This window comes from Bacillus sp. UNCCL81 (assembly GCF_900112535.1).
Lineage (GTDB): Bacteria > Bacillota > Bacilli > Bacillales > Bacillaceae_G > Gottfriedia > Gottfriedia luciferensis_B.
Window position 1 is genome coordinate 124,401 of the sequence record NZ_FOMF01000010.1, and the last position, 14,469, is coordinate 138,869.

The window sequence follows — 14,469 nt, forward strand, 5'->3', positions numbered from 1 at the left end:
TCATCTGAATTTCTAATTATTTAATCCAGCTTCTTAAAAATCAAAATTATCAGGGTCTGGACCTACACGTTTATTTGCATCAAGTGTAGCAATTTGTTGCATATCATTTGATGAAAGCTCGAAGTTGAATACTTCAAAGTTTTCTTGAATTCGTGATGGTGTAATTGATTTAGGAATTACGATTACATTGCGTTGCAAATGCCAACGGATGATAACTTGGGCAGTTGTTTTACCATATTGATCCGCAATCTCTTTTATAACAGGATTTGTTAAAGCTTCGCCACCTTGCATTAATGGGCTCCATGCTTCTAATGCAATGCCGTTTTTATGACAATATTCATGTAATTCGTTTTGTTGAAACATTGGGTGTAATTCGACTTGATCGACCATTGGTTTAATATTACGATGAGCTGCAATATCTTCTAAGTGATGGACATGAAAATTGGAAACACCAATTGCTGGCACAAGCTTTTCATCGTAAAGTCTTTCTAATGCTTTATATGTATCTAAATATTTTTCTTTTACTGGCCAGTGAATTAAATAAAGATCAACATAGTCTAAGCCTAATTTTTTTAGACTTTCTTCATGAGCTTTTAAAGTTGAATCATAGCCTTGATCAGCATTCCAAACTTTTGTTGTAATAAAAAGTTCATCACGAGCAACACCAGATTGGCGAATTGCTTCACCTACTTGCTCTTCGTTTTGATAGACAGCTGCAGTATCAATATGACGATAACCAACTTCGATAGCTGTTCGGACTGCATCTACACCATCTTCTGGTGACACACGCCACACACCTAAACCTAATTGAGGCATTTTAACTCCATTATGTAATGCAATAGAATGTTCAAACTTCATTTTAATTCCCTCCTTATTAAAGACTAAATCTAGTGTACAATATAAACTTTAAAAATAAAAAAATTTGATCTAAATTAATAGGGAAATAATAATTAAGCACTTCGATTAGGTGTGTATTCTCCATATTAAAAAAATAAAAATAAAACGGTATAAATGAAAACATAATTTTAGAATAATACTATAAATGAGTGCAAAATGGTTGTATATTTTGAGCTTTTCCTTCAATATAAGTATAGGAAAAATGCTCTTTATTTTTGTCTGGAGGGGAAATTTTATATGTTAGATCAGATTTTAGATTTTAATAAGAAGTTTGTTGAAAATAAGGAATATGAGCAATACACAGCTTCAAAGTTTCCGAATAAAGAGGTAGTAGTTGTTACTTGTATGGATACACGTCTAGTTGAACTTTTACCAAAGGCTCTTGATATTAGAAACGGTGACGTGAAAATGATTAAAACAGCTGGTGCAGTTATTGCCCATCCGTTTGGTTCAGTTATGAGAAGTATTCTAGTTTCAATCTATGAACTTGGGGCTAAAGAAGTATTAGTAATCGGTCACCATGAGTGTGGAATGGGGAATACAAATCCTACACGAATAAAAGAAAAAATGGTTGAACGAGGAATTAAAGAAGAAAACCTTGAAATTTTAGGGTTTTCAGGTCTAGATTTAGATAAATGGTTAACTGGTTTTTCGAATGTATACGACAGTGTTAACCACAGTGTTTCAATTATTAAAAACCATCCACTTGTTCCAAAAGAGGTTGAAATTCATGGTCTAGTAATTGACCCACATACAGGGAAGTTAGAAGTAGTTCATCGAGATGAAAAAACTGCTGAATAACGATATAAGATAAACAAAAAAGTTATCCTTTAAGTAGGATAACTTTTTTTGTGTTGTTGAAAAAGAAGCTTGTCAATTAAATTACCAAATTTTTGTAAAAGGAGTAGTGATGTTGATTTCCACTACAAGATGCTCGCTTTCCATGGGGCGAGACCTGAGCCTCCTCGGCTACGCCTGTGGGGTCTCAGCCTTCCCGCTTATCCCATAGGAGTCGAGCACCCTTCCGTTCCAATCAACTTGTTCATTAAAAAAAGTTTACAATAAATTCTAATCAAATAGCTTTTACTTAGAGTAACCTAGCTGTTGCATATTAATTAGCTTGTAGGTCAATTAATTTCGAACATTAATTAAACTATTAAATTGAATTTGTTTTTCTAAAATTAGATCATAATATTTTTAACCTCTGAAAAAAGTCATTACTAGTGTTATTGGATTCATGAAATTGCTAGAACATATTAACCTTTAAAACCATTAATAGATCATCCAAAAAATGATAATTTCATTTAATGTCATTTTTCATGCCGCCACTATGTTTACCAAGATTCAAATAAGTCTCTATCATTTAATGGCTGAACGGGACGGCTATTTGGTTCGAAATAATTTTGATAAGAATGGATTTGTTCTTCGGAAAATTGTATAGGTTTGTTAAAGACTATCCATTTAATCCCTTCAGTACATGGAGGAGTTGTAAAAGAGCCAGTGTACGAAAATTTTTTACTAGTATATGGAATAAAGGACTGCAAATTGATTTTTACAACCTTTCTCTCAAAATCTTCATCCACAGGATTTGCATTTAGGATTTTTTGGAATTCTTTATTCAATCTTCCACTATCAACAAGTACCCCGATGGTAATAATCGATTTTTTATTATTTTCATTTATAAAATGAATCTCTAAATCACTTTGTTTCCCATTGATTGTGTGTTCACTTGGAGTATGGAAATGAAACTGTAGTAATTTATAATGTGATCCATTTAAATTAATTGAATTGGAGTGATTAACCGGAATGAATTTTACCGTGTACTGAGACCTTTCTATTTTAAAAAGATCATTATGGTAGTTTATACCTAAAGGAAGTGATTTTTTTATAGCTTGATCAATATTTACTGGAGATTGCTGTTTCCCAGTTGAACAAAGAGCGTATTTTTTATTGATCGAACTCCAATAATTTGGTCCAGTTTTTCCTGAGTAAGACCAGTCTTCATTTCTTGCAGTTGCAACTGTTGATTTATTTTGATGAACTTCATGCACGATTTGTTTATTTGAACAGGACGAGAGTGTAAAACTGAATAGTATGATGAATAGAAAAAAATAGTTCATTATATACTTCCCTTCCTTGATATGTATGATAGGATACATTTTAGACAACGATGTTACGGAACAAACCTATATTAAGGGGAGAAGATGATGACATTAGAAGAAGTTATGAAATCATTAGAGGAAATGGGAACTGAGCAAACGAAAAAAACTTTTTTGCGTCACGGTGCAAAGGAGCCATTCTTTGGGGTTAAAATTGGTGATATGAAAAAGCTTGTTAAATATGTTAAAAAAGATCAGGAATTAGCACTATCACTTTTTCATACAGGAAATTCAGATGCGATGTATTTAGCGGGTTTATCAATTAATCCAAAATTAATGACAAAGGAACAGCTTCAAAGTTGGGCGAAAGAAGCTCACTGGTATATGATTGCTGAAAGTATTGTAGGTGCTGTTGCAGCAGAAAGCAAGTATGCAATCGAATTAGCTAGAGAATGGTTGAAGTCAGATGATGAATTAATTGAAGATTGTGGATGGAGCACTTATAGTCATTATTTATCAATTGTACCTGATGAAGAGATTGATAAGGAAGAAGTTCGTGAATTACTTAATTATGTTGATAATAATATACATACTTCAAAAAATAGAGTTCGCTATACAATGAATGGGTTTGTAATTTCAGTAGGTAGTTTTGTTCCAAGTCTTACAGTTGAAGCAATGATGGTTGGTCAAAAGATTGGAAAAGTCCACGTGGACGTAGGAGATACGGCTTGTAAAGTACCACTAGCGACTGATTATATTGAAAAGGTCGAAGCTAGAGGAAAGCTTGGAGTAAAGAAAAAAACATGTATTTGTTAATTTGATAAGTGACCTATTTTAATAGGTCACTTTTTATTAGAAAGAAACGGGAGATAACCATGATTATGAAATCAAATAGACTATATTTAAGAAAGCTAAAAATGGACGACCTAGAACATTTACACCAACTTCAATCTAATGCGGAAGTAATGAGATACATAACAAATCGTCCCAAAACACTTGTAGAAACTGAAAATGAATTAAATAAGATTCTTCAAATGTATAAAGAGAAAAACGCTGATTTTGTTGTGATGGCTGTTTGTAAAAATGAGACTAATCAATTGATTGGAACATGTGCGGTCATAAAAAATGAAGCAGATGAGTTTGAAATAGGCTATCGATTAGCTGAAGAAGAATGGGGAAAAGGTTTTGGTTCTGAAATTACTAGTTTAATAGAAGACTATTGTTTTGGAATTAGAAAGTTAAATTTTATAGTAGCTTCCGTTGAAGCAAAAAACATCTATTCAGTAAAGATCCTTGAGAAAAAGGGTTTTAATTTAATTTTTGAATCAATTGATGATGAAAATGGTGAATTAACTAAATATTATCGTAAAGATCGTCATAATTATTAGAAACCATCAAATTATCTAAAAGGAGAATCTAATGGACGTTAATATCCATTTTGATCAAGATCATTTTGTTTCTACCATTATAATTACGCTAGTAAATTATATTACTCTTGGCATTTTACTATTTCGGATTTATAGAACAAATGATTTGAAACCAGAAGTATGGAAGGCTATTATTGCAATGCTTATCGGTTTATTTGTCTTTAGTATTAATTTGAATTTTAATCAATACCGAATTGAAATACCAATTTTACCACTTGGATTTTGGATTTTGATGTGGATTTGTAAACGTAATGATAATCAGGAACGATGGGAAAAATATAGACGTTTTGCATGGGCCGGTTTTTTGATTAGGTTTTTCTTTTTATTCACAAGTTTATTGCAAATGATGATCGATTCAGTTATTTATTCATAATTAAAAGAATTTGTTTTCCACTCCAATAATTATTAAAATTAGATTAACGTATATTTATTGGAGGAAAAGGATGAAACAAAAAACAATTCATAATGTACTTTCAGCTTTTATGATTTCCATTTTATTTACAGGATGCAGTAACCAACAAGCTGAAACGAATAATACGAAGAATCACGAAAATCATGCTGAGCATATTCAAACAAGTGATATTAGAGAACAAACAATCAATAAAGAAACTTTGCCGAAGTTTTTAGGAGATCAAGAACAACAGATTCAACAAATTTATATGGTGGCAGCTCAGCATGTTGATTTACTTAAAAATATTCCGTGTTATTGTGGTTGTGGTGAAAGTGTAGGTCATAAAAGTAATTTAGATTGCTTTATTCATGAAGTAAAAGATGATGGTTCAATCGTGTGGGATAGCCATGCAACTTCATGTGTCAACTGTATGGAAATTGCCGTTGAATCAGCGAAATTACAGCAAGAAGGAAAAACGCCGTTAGAAATTCGAAAAGTCATTGATAATAAATATAAAGATGGATATGCCAAGCCAACAAATACCCCTATGCCAAAAGAACAGGGATAAGGATATAAGACAAAATTAAAAGTCAGACAGTTACTGAGAAATTCCGGTAACTGTCTGACTTTTTTATTTATACGCTTATTCCTGCACAATGGATCGATCAATCTTTGTAATTTCTTCAAATAATGCTTGATGCTCTGTTTTGTAAGGAGGAGTGGTTCCTAATTTTTTTTCGATTAAAAAGATAAATATTACGGCTACTAAGCAAATTCCCCAAAAAAGATATCCGATTAGAGTCATTAATTTTTCTCCTTTTGTATGCATTACTAATCATTTCTTTATCATATGTAATATTCCTTTAAATTTTACAAATAATATTTTGACACATATGAACAATTATTCATATAATATATATATAGAAAACATATGAGTGATTGTTCATGTATTCATAGGAGGACAGTTTATGATTGAAGAAAAAAAGAAAGTTGACGAAGTTTGTGATGAGGCTTGTCAACAAACGGTTATGCATGAGGATATAATTCTTTCAGTAAAAGGAAGCATGTTAAATATTGAAACACTAACAGAAGTAGCAGAACTTTTTAAAGTTCTTGGAGATAAGACGAGAACGAGAATATTACATGCACTTAGTCAATCTGAGATGTGTGTATGTGATCTAGCTTATTTATTAGAAATGACTCAATCATCCATATCACATCAGTTACGTGTATTAAAACAGGCGCATTTAGTAAAAAATCGTAAAGAAGGTAAAGTAGTTTATTATTCGTTAGCAGATAGTCATGTTACACAAATTTTTAATCAAGCACTAGAACATATTTTAGAGGATTAATATAGGTGTTTCTTAAAGAGAGGAGTTGAGTTTATTGAGTAGGGGGCAAAGGCAAGTAAATAGTGAATTAAAATTAGAAGGTCTTGATTGTGCTAATTGTGCGATGAAGATTGAAAAAGGAGTTTCCACACTTGAAGGCGTTGATGCATGTTCAGTAAATTTTGCAACTTTAACGATGACAATTACGACGAGTGAGGAACAAAAAGAATCAATTATCGAGAGCGCTAAAGATAAAATTCGTGTATTAGAACCGCATATTAACCCTGTTTCAAAAATGGATACAAAACTTGGGCAAGAAAAGAAACAGGGAATGAATGCTGAAACAAAAAAACTTATTGTTAAATTAGGAATTGGTACTGCTTTATTAATTTTAGCTCAATTACTTAATGTACCAACGCTCTTTCAATTGATTATTTTTATAGCTGCCTATTTAATAGCAGGTGCTGATGTTGTTTTAAAAGCGATCCGAAATATTTTTAGAGGGCAAGTATTTGATGAGAATTTCTTAATGGGAGTAGCTACAATTGGTGCATTTATTATTGGTGAATATCCTGAAGCTGTTGCTGTAATGCTATTTTATCAGCTAGGTGAATTGTTCCAAAGTATTGCAGTAAATCGATCACGGAATTCAATTTCAAAATTAATGGATATACGTCCCGATTATGCTAATTTAAAAAATGGAGACAAAACTGAACAAGTATCTCCTGAAAAGATTCGAATTGGTGATACGATCATCGTTAAACCTGGGGAAAGGGTTCCGTTAGATGGAATTGTAAAAAGTGGATTTTCAAGTGTTGATACTTCTGCATTAACAGGTGAGTCATTACCAAGAGAAATATTTGAAGGTGATGAAGTATTAAGTGGATTTATAAATGTTCAAGGTTTACTCGAAATTGAAGTCACAAAGGAATTTAATGAATCGACAGTATCAAAAATATTAGAACTTGTTCAAAATGCAACAAATAAAAAGGCTCCTACTGAAAATTTCATTACAAAATTTGCAAAAGTTTATACACCTATAGTTGTGATCACAGCAGCTATTATTGCAATCATTCCACCAATTTTTATTCCAGGTGAAACACTTTATGATTGGGTATATCGAGCATTAATTTTCCTAGTTATTTCATGTCCTTGTGCTCTAGTTGTTTCAATTCCTTTAGGATTTTTTGGAGGAATCGGAGCAGCATCAAAATCAGGTGTATTAGTAAAGGGAAGTAATTATTTAGAAGCATTAAATGATTTGAAATATATTGTGTTTGATAAAACTGGAACGTTGACGAAAGGGCAATTCCAAGTAAGTTCGATTATACCTACTCGCGGTCATTCAAAAGAGGAATTACTGGAATTAGCTGCTTACGGAGAGTTTTATTCTACTCACCCAATCGCATTATCAATTCGTCAAAAGTATGGAAAAGATATAGATGAAGCAAAGCTATCTAACTATACAGAAATTGCCGGACATGGAATTAGCGTTAAGATTAATGGAGATGCTCTGTTAGTAGGGAATTCAAGACTAATGGAAAGTCATTCAATTTTATATGAACCAACTAGAGAAGTAGGCACAACAGTTTATTTAGCAAAAAATAATCATTATATAGGATCAATTGTTATTGCAGATCAACTAAAAGATGATGCGAAAAAAGCGATACTTGAGCTTAAAAAAGTAGGAATTAAAAAGACTGTCATGTTAACCGGTGATGCTAACTCAGTTGCTAAAAGTATTGGTAAGGAATTAGCAATAGATGATATATATTCAGAGCTTCTTCCACATCAAAAAGTAGAAAAGCTTGAAATGATTGAAAAAATAAAATCATCAAAAGAAAAAATTGCATTTGTTGGGGACGGTATTAATGATGCACCAGTATTAGCACAAGCAGAAATAGGTATTGCAATGGGAGGAATTGGTTCCGATGCAGCGATCGAAGCTGCTGATGTTGTATTAATGTCGGATGAACCTTCAAAAATTGTAGATGCAATTAAAATCGCTAAACGTACAAGACAAATTGTATGGCAAAACATCTTTTTTGCTTTAGCAGTGAAAGGATTTTTCTTATTACTAGGTGTAATCGGGATCGCTACAATGTGGGAAGCAGTAATTTCAGATGTGGGAGTTACTGTTTTGGCAGTGTTGAATTCGATGAGAGTACTTAAATATAAATAAAGCTAAAAAACTCAGACTAAATGAAATTAGTCTGAGTTTTTTCTTATTATTAAAACAGAGCGTTTTCTTTTTTTGATAAAAAGGAAGATCAAAACGACCAATCCAATTGCTAATATTCCATAAATAATACTTGAATACAAATCCATATACTCAACAATCTTTTCCCAGGATGCACCGACTGATGCACCAACTAAAACTAAAATTGTATTCCATATTAATGAGCCTAAAGTTGTAAATAACAAAAAGATCCAAAAATTCATTCTTGCCATTCCAGCTGGTATAGAAATTAAACTGCGTATTAATGGAATCAGTCTACAGAAAAAGACAGTCCAAACACCGTATTTTGAAAACCATTCGTCCGCTTTATGTACATCTTTTTTAGTTAAGCGTAAAAAATGGCCCCAGCGTTCTACGATTTTTTCTAACGTTTTTATATCTAGTAATGTACCAATCCAAAAAAGTATGATTGCTCCAATAACTGATCCTAAAGTTGAAAAGAAAATAACACCTAGTTTAGAAAGTGAAGATTCTGTGGTCATAAACCCACCAAACGTTAAAATTACTTCAGAAGGAATTGGAGGGAATATGTTTTCTAATGCAATTAATAAAAAGATACCTAAATAACCAAATGTATCCATTGTTTCAATAATCCAGTTTTGCATGAAATTACCTCAGGTTTGATTTTTATTTTCAAGAAATAATTAGAAGTTTTTAATATTCCTTGTGAAAAAATATACTATGTAACTAGTGATTTAGGCAAGTAATTGTAAAACTAGTTCCAAAATATATTAAATAAACAACTAATAAGGTGTAGATTTTATGTCTGTTGAACAATGAATTAAAATATTTTTTTTGAAAGTGAAAGGATTTAGATCCGTTTATAGAGAATTAAAGTAGATTAATCTAAAAACAGAAATTAGATTTGGTTAAAACACTTCTCCTAAATCTAAAGAAATGTAATTAGTTAATTAGGGATAATGTCTTAGTAAAAAAAGGAGGATGGACATGTTTAAGGTTCAAATAAGTGAGGATTTATCACTCAATCTATTAACACCCAAATATGCAGCAACATTAGTAGAGGCACTGAAGGAAAATCAAAACTCCTTAAAAGAATGGTTGATTTGGGCTGAAAATATTCCATTGATCGAGGATTATCAAAAATCGATTATACCTATGTGGTTACAAAAGTTTGCAGATAATAATGGTTTTGAAGCGGGCATTTTTTATAAAAATGAACTAGTAGGTATGTTAGGATTACATTATATAGACTGGTCGAATCAAACAACTGAAATAGGCTACTGGTTAAGTGAACATGTACAGGGTAAAGGGATAATGACTCGTGCTGTAGATGGTTTAGTTTCATATTGTTATGATGAGCTTAATCTTAATCGAGTTGTGATTAGAGCAGCTGTTGAAAATGGGAAGAGTAGGGCAATTCCTGAACGTTTAGATTTTAAACAAGAAGGTGTCCAAAGAGAAGCACAACAAATTAGAGAAAAGTTTTATGATATTGCTGTTTATAGTATGTTGAAAAATGAATGGAAAAAGTAAATTAATATATTTGCGTTAGCTAAAAATGCTAACGCTTTTTTGTGGAGTAATAATGATGGAGGAAAAAAAGATGACTTATAATACAATCTTGTTCGATTTAGATGGTACATTAACGGATCCAAAAGTAGGGATTTTGAACTCGGTAAAGTATGCATTACAGAAAATGAATATAGCTATTCCATTAGAAGCAGAGCTTTTAAAATTTATTGGGCCTCCGATTCAACAATCTTTTTCTGAAATTTTTCAATTAAATGAAAAAGATATATTAAATGCAGTTCGTTTTTATCGCGAATACTTTTCTCAGAGTGGTATGATTGAAAATAATGTATATGACGGGATACGTGACCTTCTAAGCGATTTGCAAAAGGAGAAAAAAAGGCTATATGTAGCGACTTCAAAACCAACTATTTTCGCAAAGAAAATATTGAGTCATTTCCAACTCGATGAGTTTTTTGTTGATATTGTTGGAAGTGAACTAGATGGCACAAGAATCGATAAAGGCGAGATCATTGAGCATATTTTTGAAATGAATAATAATCTTTCTAAGGAAGATTCAGTAATGGTTGGAGACCGACTTCACGATATAAAGGGTGCCAAAATCGCTAATATTGATGCAATTGGAGTAACTTATGGTTATGGAAGTGAATTGGAATTAACTGATGCAGGAGCGAATGCAATTGTTAGTAGTGTAGATCAACTAAAAAAAATGTTATTAAATGAGAGTAAGATAATGGTCTAATAATGAAGGAGGAGTTTGATTGAAGAGTGGAAAAATACATTATGCTTGGATTATTTTAATTGTTACTTTTTTATCCGTCATTATTGCCGCAGTAACAAATACGATGTCTGGAGTGATGATGATTCCATTTGAAAAGGAATTTGGTTGGAGTAGAGCATCAATTTCTGGTGCGTTTGCAATTTGTATAACTCTTGTTGGATTCTCTGGTCCATTTATAGCTGGATTATACCAAAAGTTTAGTGTTAGAAAAGTATTGTTAGTAGGTATGGGAACGTTATTAACGGCTATTTTACTAACAACGATTATGTCGCAAATTTGGCATTTATTTATCATTTGGGGAATCATTATTGGTTTAAGTGCGGGGGCATTTTTGACGGTGTTAAATGCGTATGTTGCTACTACTTGGTTTGAAAAAAAGCGTGGTTTAGCACTAGGTCTTTTAACCTCTAGTTCAGCAGCCGGTCAACTTGTATTCTTGCCGCTTATGGCCTATATCGTTGAAAATTATTCATGGAGAAATGCCGTTTTAACAATATTCTCTTTTGGTGTTTTCATTTATGTTTTACTTTGGATTTTTATGAAGAATGATCCAGCAGATGTTGGTGTTTTACCTTTAGGGGCTGAAAAAAGTAATCAGAAGCAAGCGAACAATGTTAATCCAGTTAAGGCAGCTTTTGATGGGTTCAAATTAGGTGCTAAATCGAAAGTTTTTTGGTTATTAGCAGGAAGTTTCTTCGTTTGTGGCTTTTCAACTAGTGGTTTAATCGGTACTCATTTTATCTCACTTTGCATCGATTATGGATATAAAGAGGTGACGGCTGCTAGTATTTTAGCGTTCATGGGAATATTTAATATTATAGGTACGACTTTATCCGGATATATTTCTGATCGCTTTGATAATCGTTGGTTATTATTTTGGTATTATGGTTTAAGAGGATTGTCACTACTTATTCTACCTTTTGCTTTATCTACTAATTCAATCATTTATTTAAGTGCTTTTGCCATTTTCTATGGGATGGATTGGATTGCTACAGTTCCTCCAACTATTAAACTAGCGACGGATCATTTTGGTAAAGAGAAGGTAGGGGTAATCTATGGATGGATTTATACCGCCCATCAATTAGGTGCTGGAGCCGCAGCATATGGTGGAGGTTTAATTTATTCTTGGTTAAATGCCTACCAATCGATTTTTATTGCAGCAGGTATCTTTTGTTTAGTCGCAACATTATTTGTGCTTAATATTAAAAAAAGAGCGGTATTAAATCAAAATCTTTCTGCGTAGAAGGAAAATTAATAAACAAAATATTTAATAATTGAGGTAGAATAGATGACCTATCTTTATAAAATAACAAAAGAAAAATATAAAATAATGCGCGAGAAAAATTGTTTTTGGGAAGGTAAGATTCGTAAAATTTGTGAGTTAGAAAAAATCGATTATGAGAAGCTTACTCGATTTTCGTACGGTGGAAATATTGTTTTTAGTATAGATGGTGATATTGTAATTAAATTATATCCTTCTTATGTAAATGACGAGTTCATAAAAGAGAAGCAAGTTCTTGAGTTTTTAAACAGGAGAACTCTGTCCGTAGATGTTCCTAAATTAATTTCAACTGGTCAGTTCGAAGGCTGGAGCTATTTAATAATGAGTGAACTAAAAGGGACTCTTTTAATTGATGTCTTTGATGACCTGACTTTCGAGGAGAAAAAGAAAATTGCGTTTGATTTAGGAAAAATAATAAGAGAAATCCATGACGCAACGATCTCAACAAAACAAGATGATTATGATCAATGGAAGCAATTTATTAAGAATCAATTGGAGCAAGTAAAGAATCATCATAAAAACAACAGAATGAATGATGAGTTATATACACAATTAACAAGCTATGTAGATGATAGAACATTGCAAGGAAATGTGGAGATAGTGTTATTAACCGGAGAATACACGCCATTTAATTTAATCATGAATAAAGTTGATGGTATGTGGAAATTTACTGGTTTAATTGATTTTGCTGATTGCTTTGTAGGAAACTCAAAATATGATTTACTTGGCCCAATTGCGTTTATGTTTTATCCGTTTGAAGGACTAAATAAAATATTCCTTGAAAGCTATGGCTTTAACACTCACGAATTAAACGAAGAACTGCAAAAAGAATTAATGACTTATTTATTACTACATCGTTTTAGTAATATTAGTTTCTATCAAGAAAAATCTGAAGTAGCTAAGAATGCTACTACGTTACAAGAATTAGAAAATATATTTTTTAATTTTAAGTAATTAACAATAAAAAGTGCATCGGGAATGACTTGAATTAGTCAGTTTCGATGCACTTTTTATATTTAATTTAATGCAATTAAAAATGGATATAGTTCAGCAGTCATTACATTCTTTTTAACAGCCGGATCATTTTGCATAATTTCTTTTGCATGCTGCAAGCTTTCTGTTTTTAAGATGACAATACCAAATTCAGCTTGTTCGGTTCTTCCTGCTAAAGATACTGTCTTTTCTTTATTTAAGTTCTGTAGATAATGAAAATGCTCTGATACAATATTTTGTTCTTCTTCCGTTGAATCATGTAAGAAAGTAGATCGAACTGGTTTTAAAATATAAATAAAATTTTCTATTTAAGCCACATCCTATCGTATATATACTAGTTAAAATAATTATGCAATCTAATTAATTCATTATAATTTCCCTCATAATATACCCAAGTAGTAAATCTGACAAATGCCATTTGGAGCAATTTATTTAAGACTATCAAGAGCAGAAGATGGAGTAGCTATTAACGAACAGTTGGAGAATTATCGAAATCGATTGTTTAAATTATTTATAGAGAAAATTTCTCCATAGTTGGGAAATATAAAAATATAAAATGAGGTGAATAAATGATGAATAGCGATGAAAAATTAGAGATAATTACAGAAGTAGTTAATCAAATAAATTCTTTCATAACGAATGATAATTTTAGTACTTACCCTAAAATGGAAATACTCGAGTTAATTCAAAATGAAAATGAATATAGGGTTCCGATTGGAAAATCTATTACATTTAATAAAAATGATAATAAATTACATTTTGATAGTGAAGATGGAGACGTAAATTATTTAGAGGAATTGAAAGCAGAAGATATTACCTCTCTTGAAGAAAAGTTAAAATCAATATCAAATTATATAAATTACTATTAAATTTAAGGACAGTTATAACTGTCTTTTTTCTTTTAGGCTCTGTTAAACTAAAATGTTGATTTTTGCGTACTAAAAAAGACTGTTTTCACCAAAACAGCTTGCGTTGATTCATCATTCATTTTGACTTCATCCTTTCGATTCGATTCGAACGATAATCGATCGGTCATTTCTGGTTTGTGTAAAAAAGGAAAGATATCATTTTAGTTTGGTTGAATGTGTAAAAATGTTACCATTCAAAAATGAAAAAGTCATGACATAAAATATGGATGGACTGGTTGACCTAATGGATAGCGTCCGGGTAGTTACGAGTAGAGGGCGATAAGATAAAAAAGCATCCTTACTGGATGCTCTTGATTTGTGTCACAATTTCGTTGTGTTCGGTGATTAATCTTTTCAACTGTTCTTCGAGATGAGGGTCGTTTTTCTTCGCTAAGATGATCTTGACGATATCGATCGCTTCGCGCGTCTTCATTAATTCTTTTTGCAATTTTTCGACTGCATTCAATTTTCCCATGTTTTACCCTCTTCTTCATTCAGTTTAGTGGATCCGGTCCAAAACTATCCGTTAAGCATACCAAATAAAGCGGATAAATGCACACTTTAATAGCCATGAGTTATTAATTCGAAAAGAAAAAGTATCGAACGATGGTTAGAATAACTGGAATGAAG

Annotated in this window: 18 protein-coding genes; 12 read left to right on the plus strand and 6 right to left on the minus strand. The window is 31.8% G+C overall.

All coding sequences use genetic code 11. The annotated features are described in order from the left end of the window. Positions 1-33: 33 nt before the first annotated feature. On the minus strand, positions 34-858 hold the full coding sequence (locus tag BM319_RS19715; RefSeq protein WP_025568921.1) for an aldo/keto reductase: 825 nt from the start codon (positions 856-858) through the stop codon (positions 34-36). A gap of 276 nt (positions 859-1,134) precedes the next feature. Here BM319_RS19715 and BM319_RS19720 point away from each other — a divergent pair, with 276 nt between their 5' ends. Continuing rightward, the gene (locus BM319_RS19720; protein ID WP_025568922.1) at positions 1,135-1,698 is read left to right on the plus strand and encodes a beta-class carbonic anhydrase; all 564 of its coding nucleotides are present in this window, start codon (positions 1,135-1,137) and stop codon (positions 1,696-1,698) included. Positions 1,699-2,231: 533 nt separating this feature from the next. Here the strand turns inward: BM319_RS19720 and BM319_RS19725 are convergent. Next, positions 2,232-3,017 carry a carbonic anhydrase gene (locus BM319_RS19725; RefSeq protein WP_025568923.1) on the minus strand — a complete coding sequence of 262 codons (786 nt, stop codon included), beginning with the start codon at positions 3,015-3,017 and terminating at the stop codon, positions 2,232-2,234. An 87-nt stretch (positions 3,018-3,104) separates the two neighbouring features. Between BM319_RS19725 and BM319_RS19730 the strand changes: the two genes are divergently transcribed. The 4 genes from BM319_RS19730 to BM319_RS19745 all read left to right on the plus strand — a co-directional run bounded on the left by BM319_RS19730 (position 3,105) and on the right by BM319_RS19745 (position 5,382). Beyond that, the gene (locus BM319_RS19730; RefSeq protein WP_091024343.1) at positions 3,105-3,812 is read left to right on the plus strand and encodes a DNA alkylation repair protein; all 708 of its coding nucleotides are present in this window, start codon (positions 3,105-3,107) and stop codon (positions 3,810-3,812) included. Positions 3,813-3,877: 65 nt separating this feature from the next. Then, positions 3,878-4,384: a GNAT family N-acetyltransferase gene (locus BM319_RS19735; protein WP_175495653.1), complete on the plus strand. Its 507-nt coding sequence runs from the start codon at positions 3,878-3,880 to the stop codon at positions 4,382-4,384. Between the two features lie 31 nt (positions 4,385-4,415). Continuing rightward, complete coding sequence (locus tag BM319_RS19740; RefSeq protein ID WP_025568926.1) at positions 4,416-4,796, plus strand: hypothetical protein; 381 nt, start codon at positions 4,416-4,418, stop codon at positions 4,794-4,796. 70 nt (positions 4,797-4,866) lie between these two features. Further along, positions 4,867-5,382 carry a PCYCGC motif-containing (lipo)protein gene (locus tag BM319_RS19745; RefSeq protein WP_025568927.1) on the plus strand — a complete coding sequence of 172 codons (516 nt, stop codon included), beginning with the start codon at positions 4,867-4,869 and terminating at the stop codon, positions 5,380-5,382. A gap of 75 nt (positions 5,383-5,457) precedes the next feature. Here BM319_RS19745 and BM319_RS24845 read toward each other — a convergent pair whose 3' ends face one another. Further along, positions 5,458-5,619 (minus strand): hypothetical protein, encoded by a 162-nt coding sequence (locus BM319_RS24845; protein WP_175403471.1) that lies wholly within the window; start codon positions 5,617-5,619, stop codon positions 5,458-5,460. Positions 5,620-5,782: 163 nt separating this feature from the next. On the opposite strand from BM319_RS24845, the gene BM319_RS19750 reads away from it, so the two are divergent. Then, a complete protein-coding gene (locus BM319_RS19750) occupies positions 5,783-6,166 on the plus strand; it encodes an ArsR/SmtB family transcription factor (RefSeq protein WP_025568928.1) in 384 nt (127 codons plus the stop codon). Between the two features lie 34 nt (positions 6,167-6,200). Continuing rightward, positions 6,201-8,327 carry a heavy metal translocating P-type ATPase gene (locus BM319_RS19755; RefSeq protein ID WP_025568929.1) on the plus strand — a complete coding sequence of 709 codons (2,127 nt, stop codon included), beginning with the start codon at positions 6,201-6,203 and terminating at the stop codon, positions 8,325-8,327. A gap of 26 nt (positions 8,328-8,353) precedes the next feature. Here BM319_RS19755 and BM319_RS19760 read toward each other — a convergent pair whose 3' ends face one another. Then, positions 8,354-8,989 carry a DedA family protein gene (locus tag BM319_RS19760; protein ID WP_025568930.1) on the minus strand — a complete coding sequence of 212 codons (636 nt, stop codon included), beginning with the start codon at positions 8,987-8,989 and terminating at the stop codon, positions 8,354-8,356. A 343-nt stretch (positions 8,990-9,332) separates the two neighbouring features. Here BM319_RS19760 and BM319_RS19765 point away from each other — a divergent pair, with 343 nt between their 5' ends. From BM319_RS19765 to BM319_RS19780, 4 genes are all read left to right on the plus strand, one after another. Next, positions 9,333-9,878 carry a GNAT family N-acetyltransferase gene (locus BM319_RS19765; protein WP_025568931.1) on the plus strand — a complete coding sequence of 182 codons (546 nt, stop codon included), beginning with the start codon at positions 9,333-9,335 and terminating at the stop codon, positions 9,876-9,878. 70 nt (positions 9,879-9,948) lie between these two features. Further along, complete coding sequence (locus tag BM319_RS19770; protein WP_254664568.1) at positions 9,949-10,617, plus strand: HAD family hydrolase; 669 nt, start codon at positions 9,949-9,951, stop codon at positions 10,615-10,617. A gap of 19 nt (positions 10,618-10,636) precedes the next feature. After that, on the plus strand, positions 10,637-11,899 hold the full coding sequence (locus BM319_RS19775) for an MFS transporter (RefSeq protein WP_025569045.1): 1,263 nt from the start codon (positions 10,637-10,639) through the stop codon (positions 11,897-11,899). Between the two features lie 45 nt (positions 11,900-11,944). Further along, positions 11,945-12,892, plus strand: a complete 948-nt coding sequence (locus BM319_RS19780; protein ID WP_025569044.1) for an aminoglycoside phosphotransferase family protein — start codon at positions 11,945-11,947, stop codon at positions 12,890-12,892. A gap of 62 nt (positions 12,893-12,954) precedes the next feature. Here the strand turns inward: BM319_RS19780 and BM319_RS25265 are convergent, their stop codons facing one another. Continuing rightward, positions 12,955-13,239: a YciI family protein gene (locus BM319_RS25265; RefSeq protein ID WP_091024347.1), complete on the minus strand. Its 285-nt coding sequence runs from the start codon at positions 13,237-13,239 to the stop codon at positions 12,955-12,957. A 261-nt stretch (positions 13,240-13,500) separates the two neighbouring features. On the opposite strand from BM319_RS25265, the gene BM319_RS19790 reads away from it, so the two are divergent. Continuing rightward, entirely contained in the window at positions 13,501-13,800 is a 300-nt protein-coding gene (locus tag BM319_RS19790; protein ID WP_139226548.1) for a hypothetical protein, read from the plus strand. A 337-nt stretch (positions 13,801-14,137) separates the two neighbouring features. On the opposite strand, the gene BM319_RS24850 is transcribed toward BM319_RS19790, so the two are convergent. Then, positions 14,138-14,314, minus strand: a complete 177-nt coding sequence (locus tag BM319_RS24850) for a hypothetical protein (protein WP_158095066.1) — start codon at positions 14,312-14,314, stop codon at positions 14,138-14,140. Positions 14,315-14,469 lie beyond the last annotated feature (155 nt).

Bases quoted from the DNA above. Each gene is read 5' to 3' on its own strand.
- BM319_RS24845 (WP_175403471.1), bottom strand. From the start codon at position 5,619: ATGACTCTAATCGGATATCTTTTTTGGGGAATTTGCTTAGTAGCCGTA.
- BM319_RS19770 (WP_254664568.1), top strand. From the start codon at position 9,949: ATGACTTATAATACAATCTTGTTCGATTTAGATGGTACATTAACGGAT.
- BM319_RS19745 (WP_025568927.1), top strand. From the start codon at position 4,867: ATGAAACAAAAAACAATTCATAATGTACTTTCAGCTTTTATGATTTCC.
- BM319_RS19725 (WP_025568923.1), bottom strand. From the start codon at position 3,017: ATGAACTATTTTTTTCTATTCATCATACTATTCAGTTTTACACTCTCG.
- BM319_RS24850 (WP_158095066.1), bottom strand. From the start codon at position 14,314: ATGGGAAAATTGAATGCAGTCGAAAAATTGCAAAAAGAATTAATGAAG.
- BM319_RS19735 (WP_175495653.1), top strand. From the start codon at position 3,878: ATGAAATCAAATAGACTATATTTAAGAAAGCTAAAAATGGACGACCTA.
- BM319_RS19760 (WP_025568930.1), bottom strand. From the start codon at position 8,989: ATGCAAAACTGGATTATTGAAACAATGGATACATTTGGTTATTTAGGT.
- BM319_RS19765 (WP_025568931.1), top strand. From the start codon at position 9,333: ATGTTTAAGGTTCAAATAAGTGAGGATTTATCACTCAATCTATTAACA.
- BM319_RS19750 (WP_025568928.1), top strand. From the start codon at position 5,783: ATGATTGAAGAAAAAAAGAAAGTTGACGAAGTTTGTGATGAGGCTTGT.
- BM319_RS19740 (WP_025568926.1), top strand. From the start codon at position 4,416: ATGGACGTTAATATCCATTTTGATCAAGATCATTTTGTTTCTACCATT.
- BM319_RS19790 (WP_139226548.1), top strand. From the start codon at position 13,501: ATGATGAATAGCGATGAAAAATTAGAGATAATTACAGAAGTAGTTAAT.
- BM319_RS19780 (WP_025569044.1), top strand. From the start codon at position 11,945: ATGACCTATCTTTATAAAATAACAAAAGAAAAATATAAAATAATGCGC.
- BM319_RS19720 (WP_025568922.1), top strand. From the start codon at position 1,135: ATGTTAGATCAGATTTTAGATTTTAATAAGAAGTTTGTTGAAAATAAG.
- BM319_RS19730 (WP_091024343.1), top strand. From the start codon at position 3,105: ATGACATTAGAAGAAGTTATGAAATCATTAGAGGAAATGGGAACTGAG.
- BM319_RS19715 (WP_025568921.1), bottom strand. From the start codon at position 858: ATGAAGTTTGAACATTCTATTGCATTACATAATGGAGTTAAAATGCCT.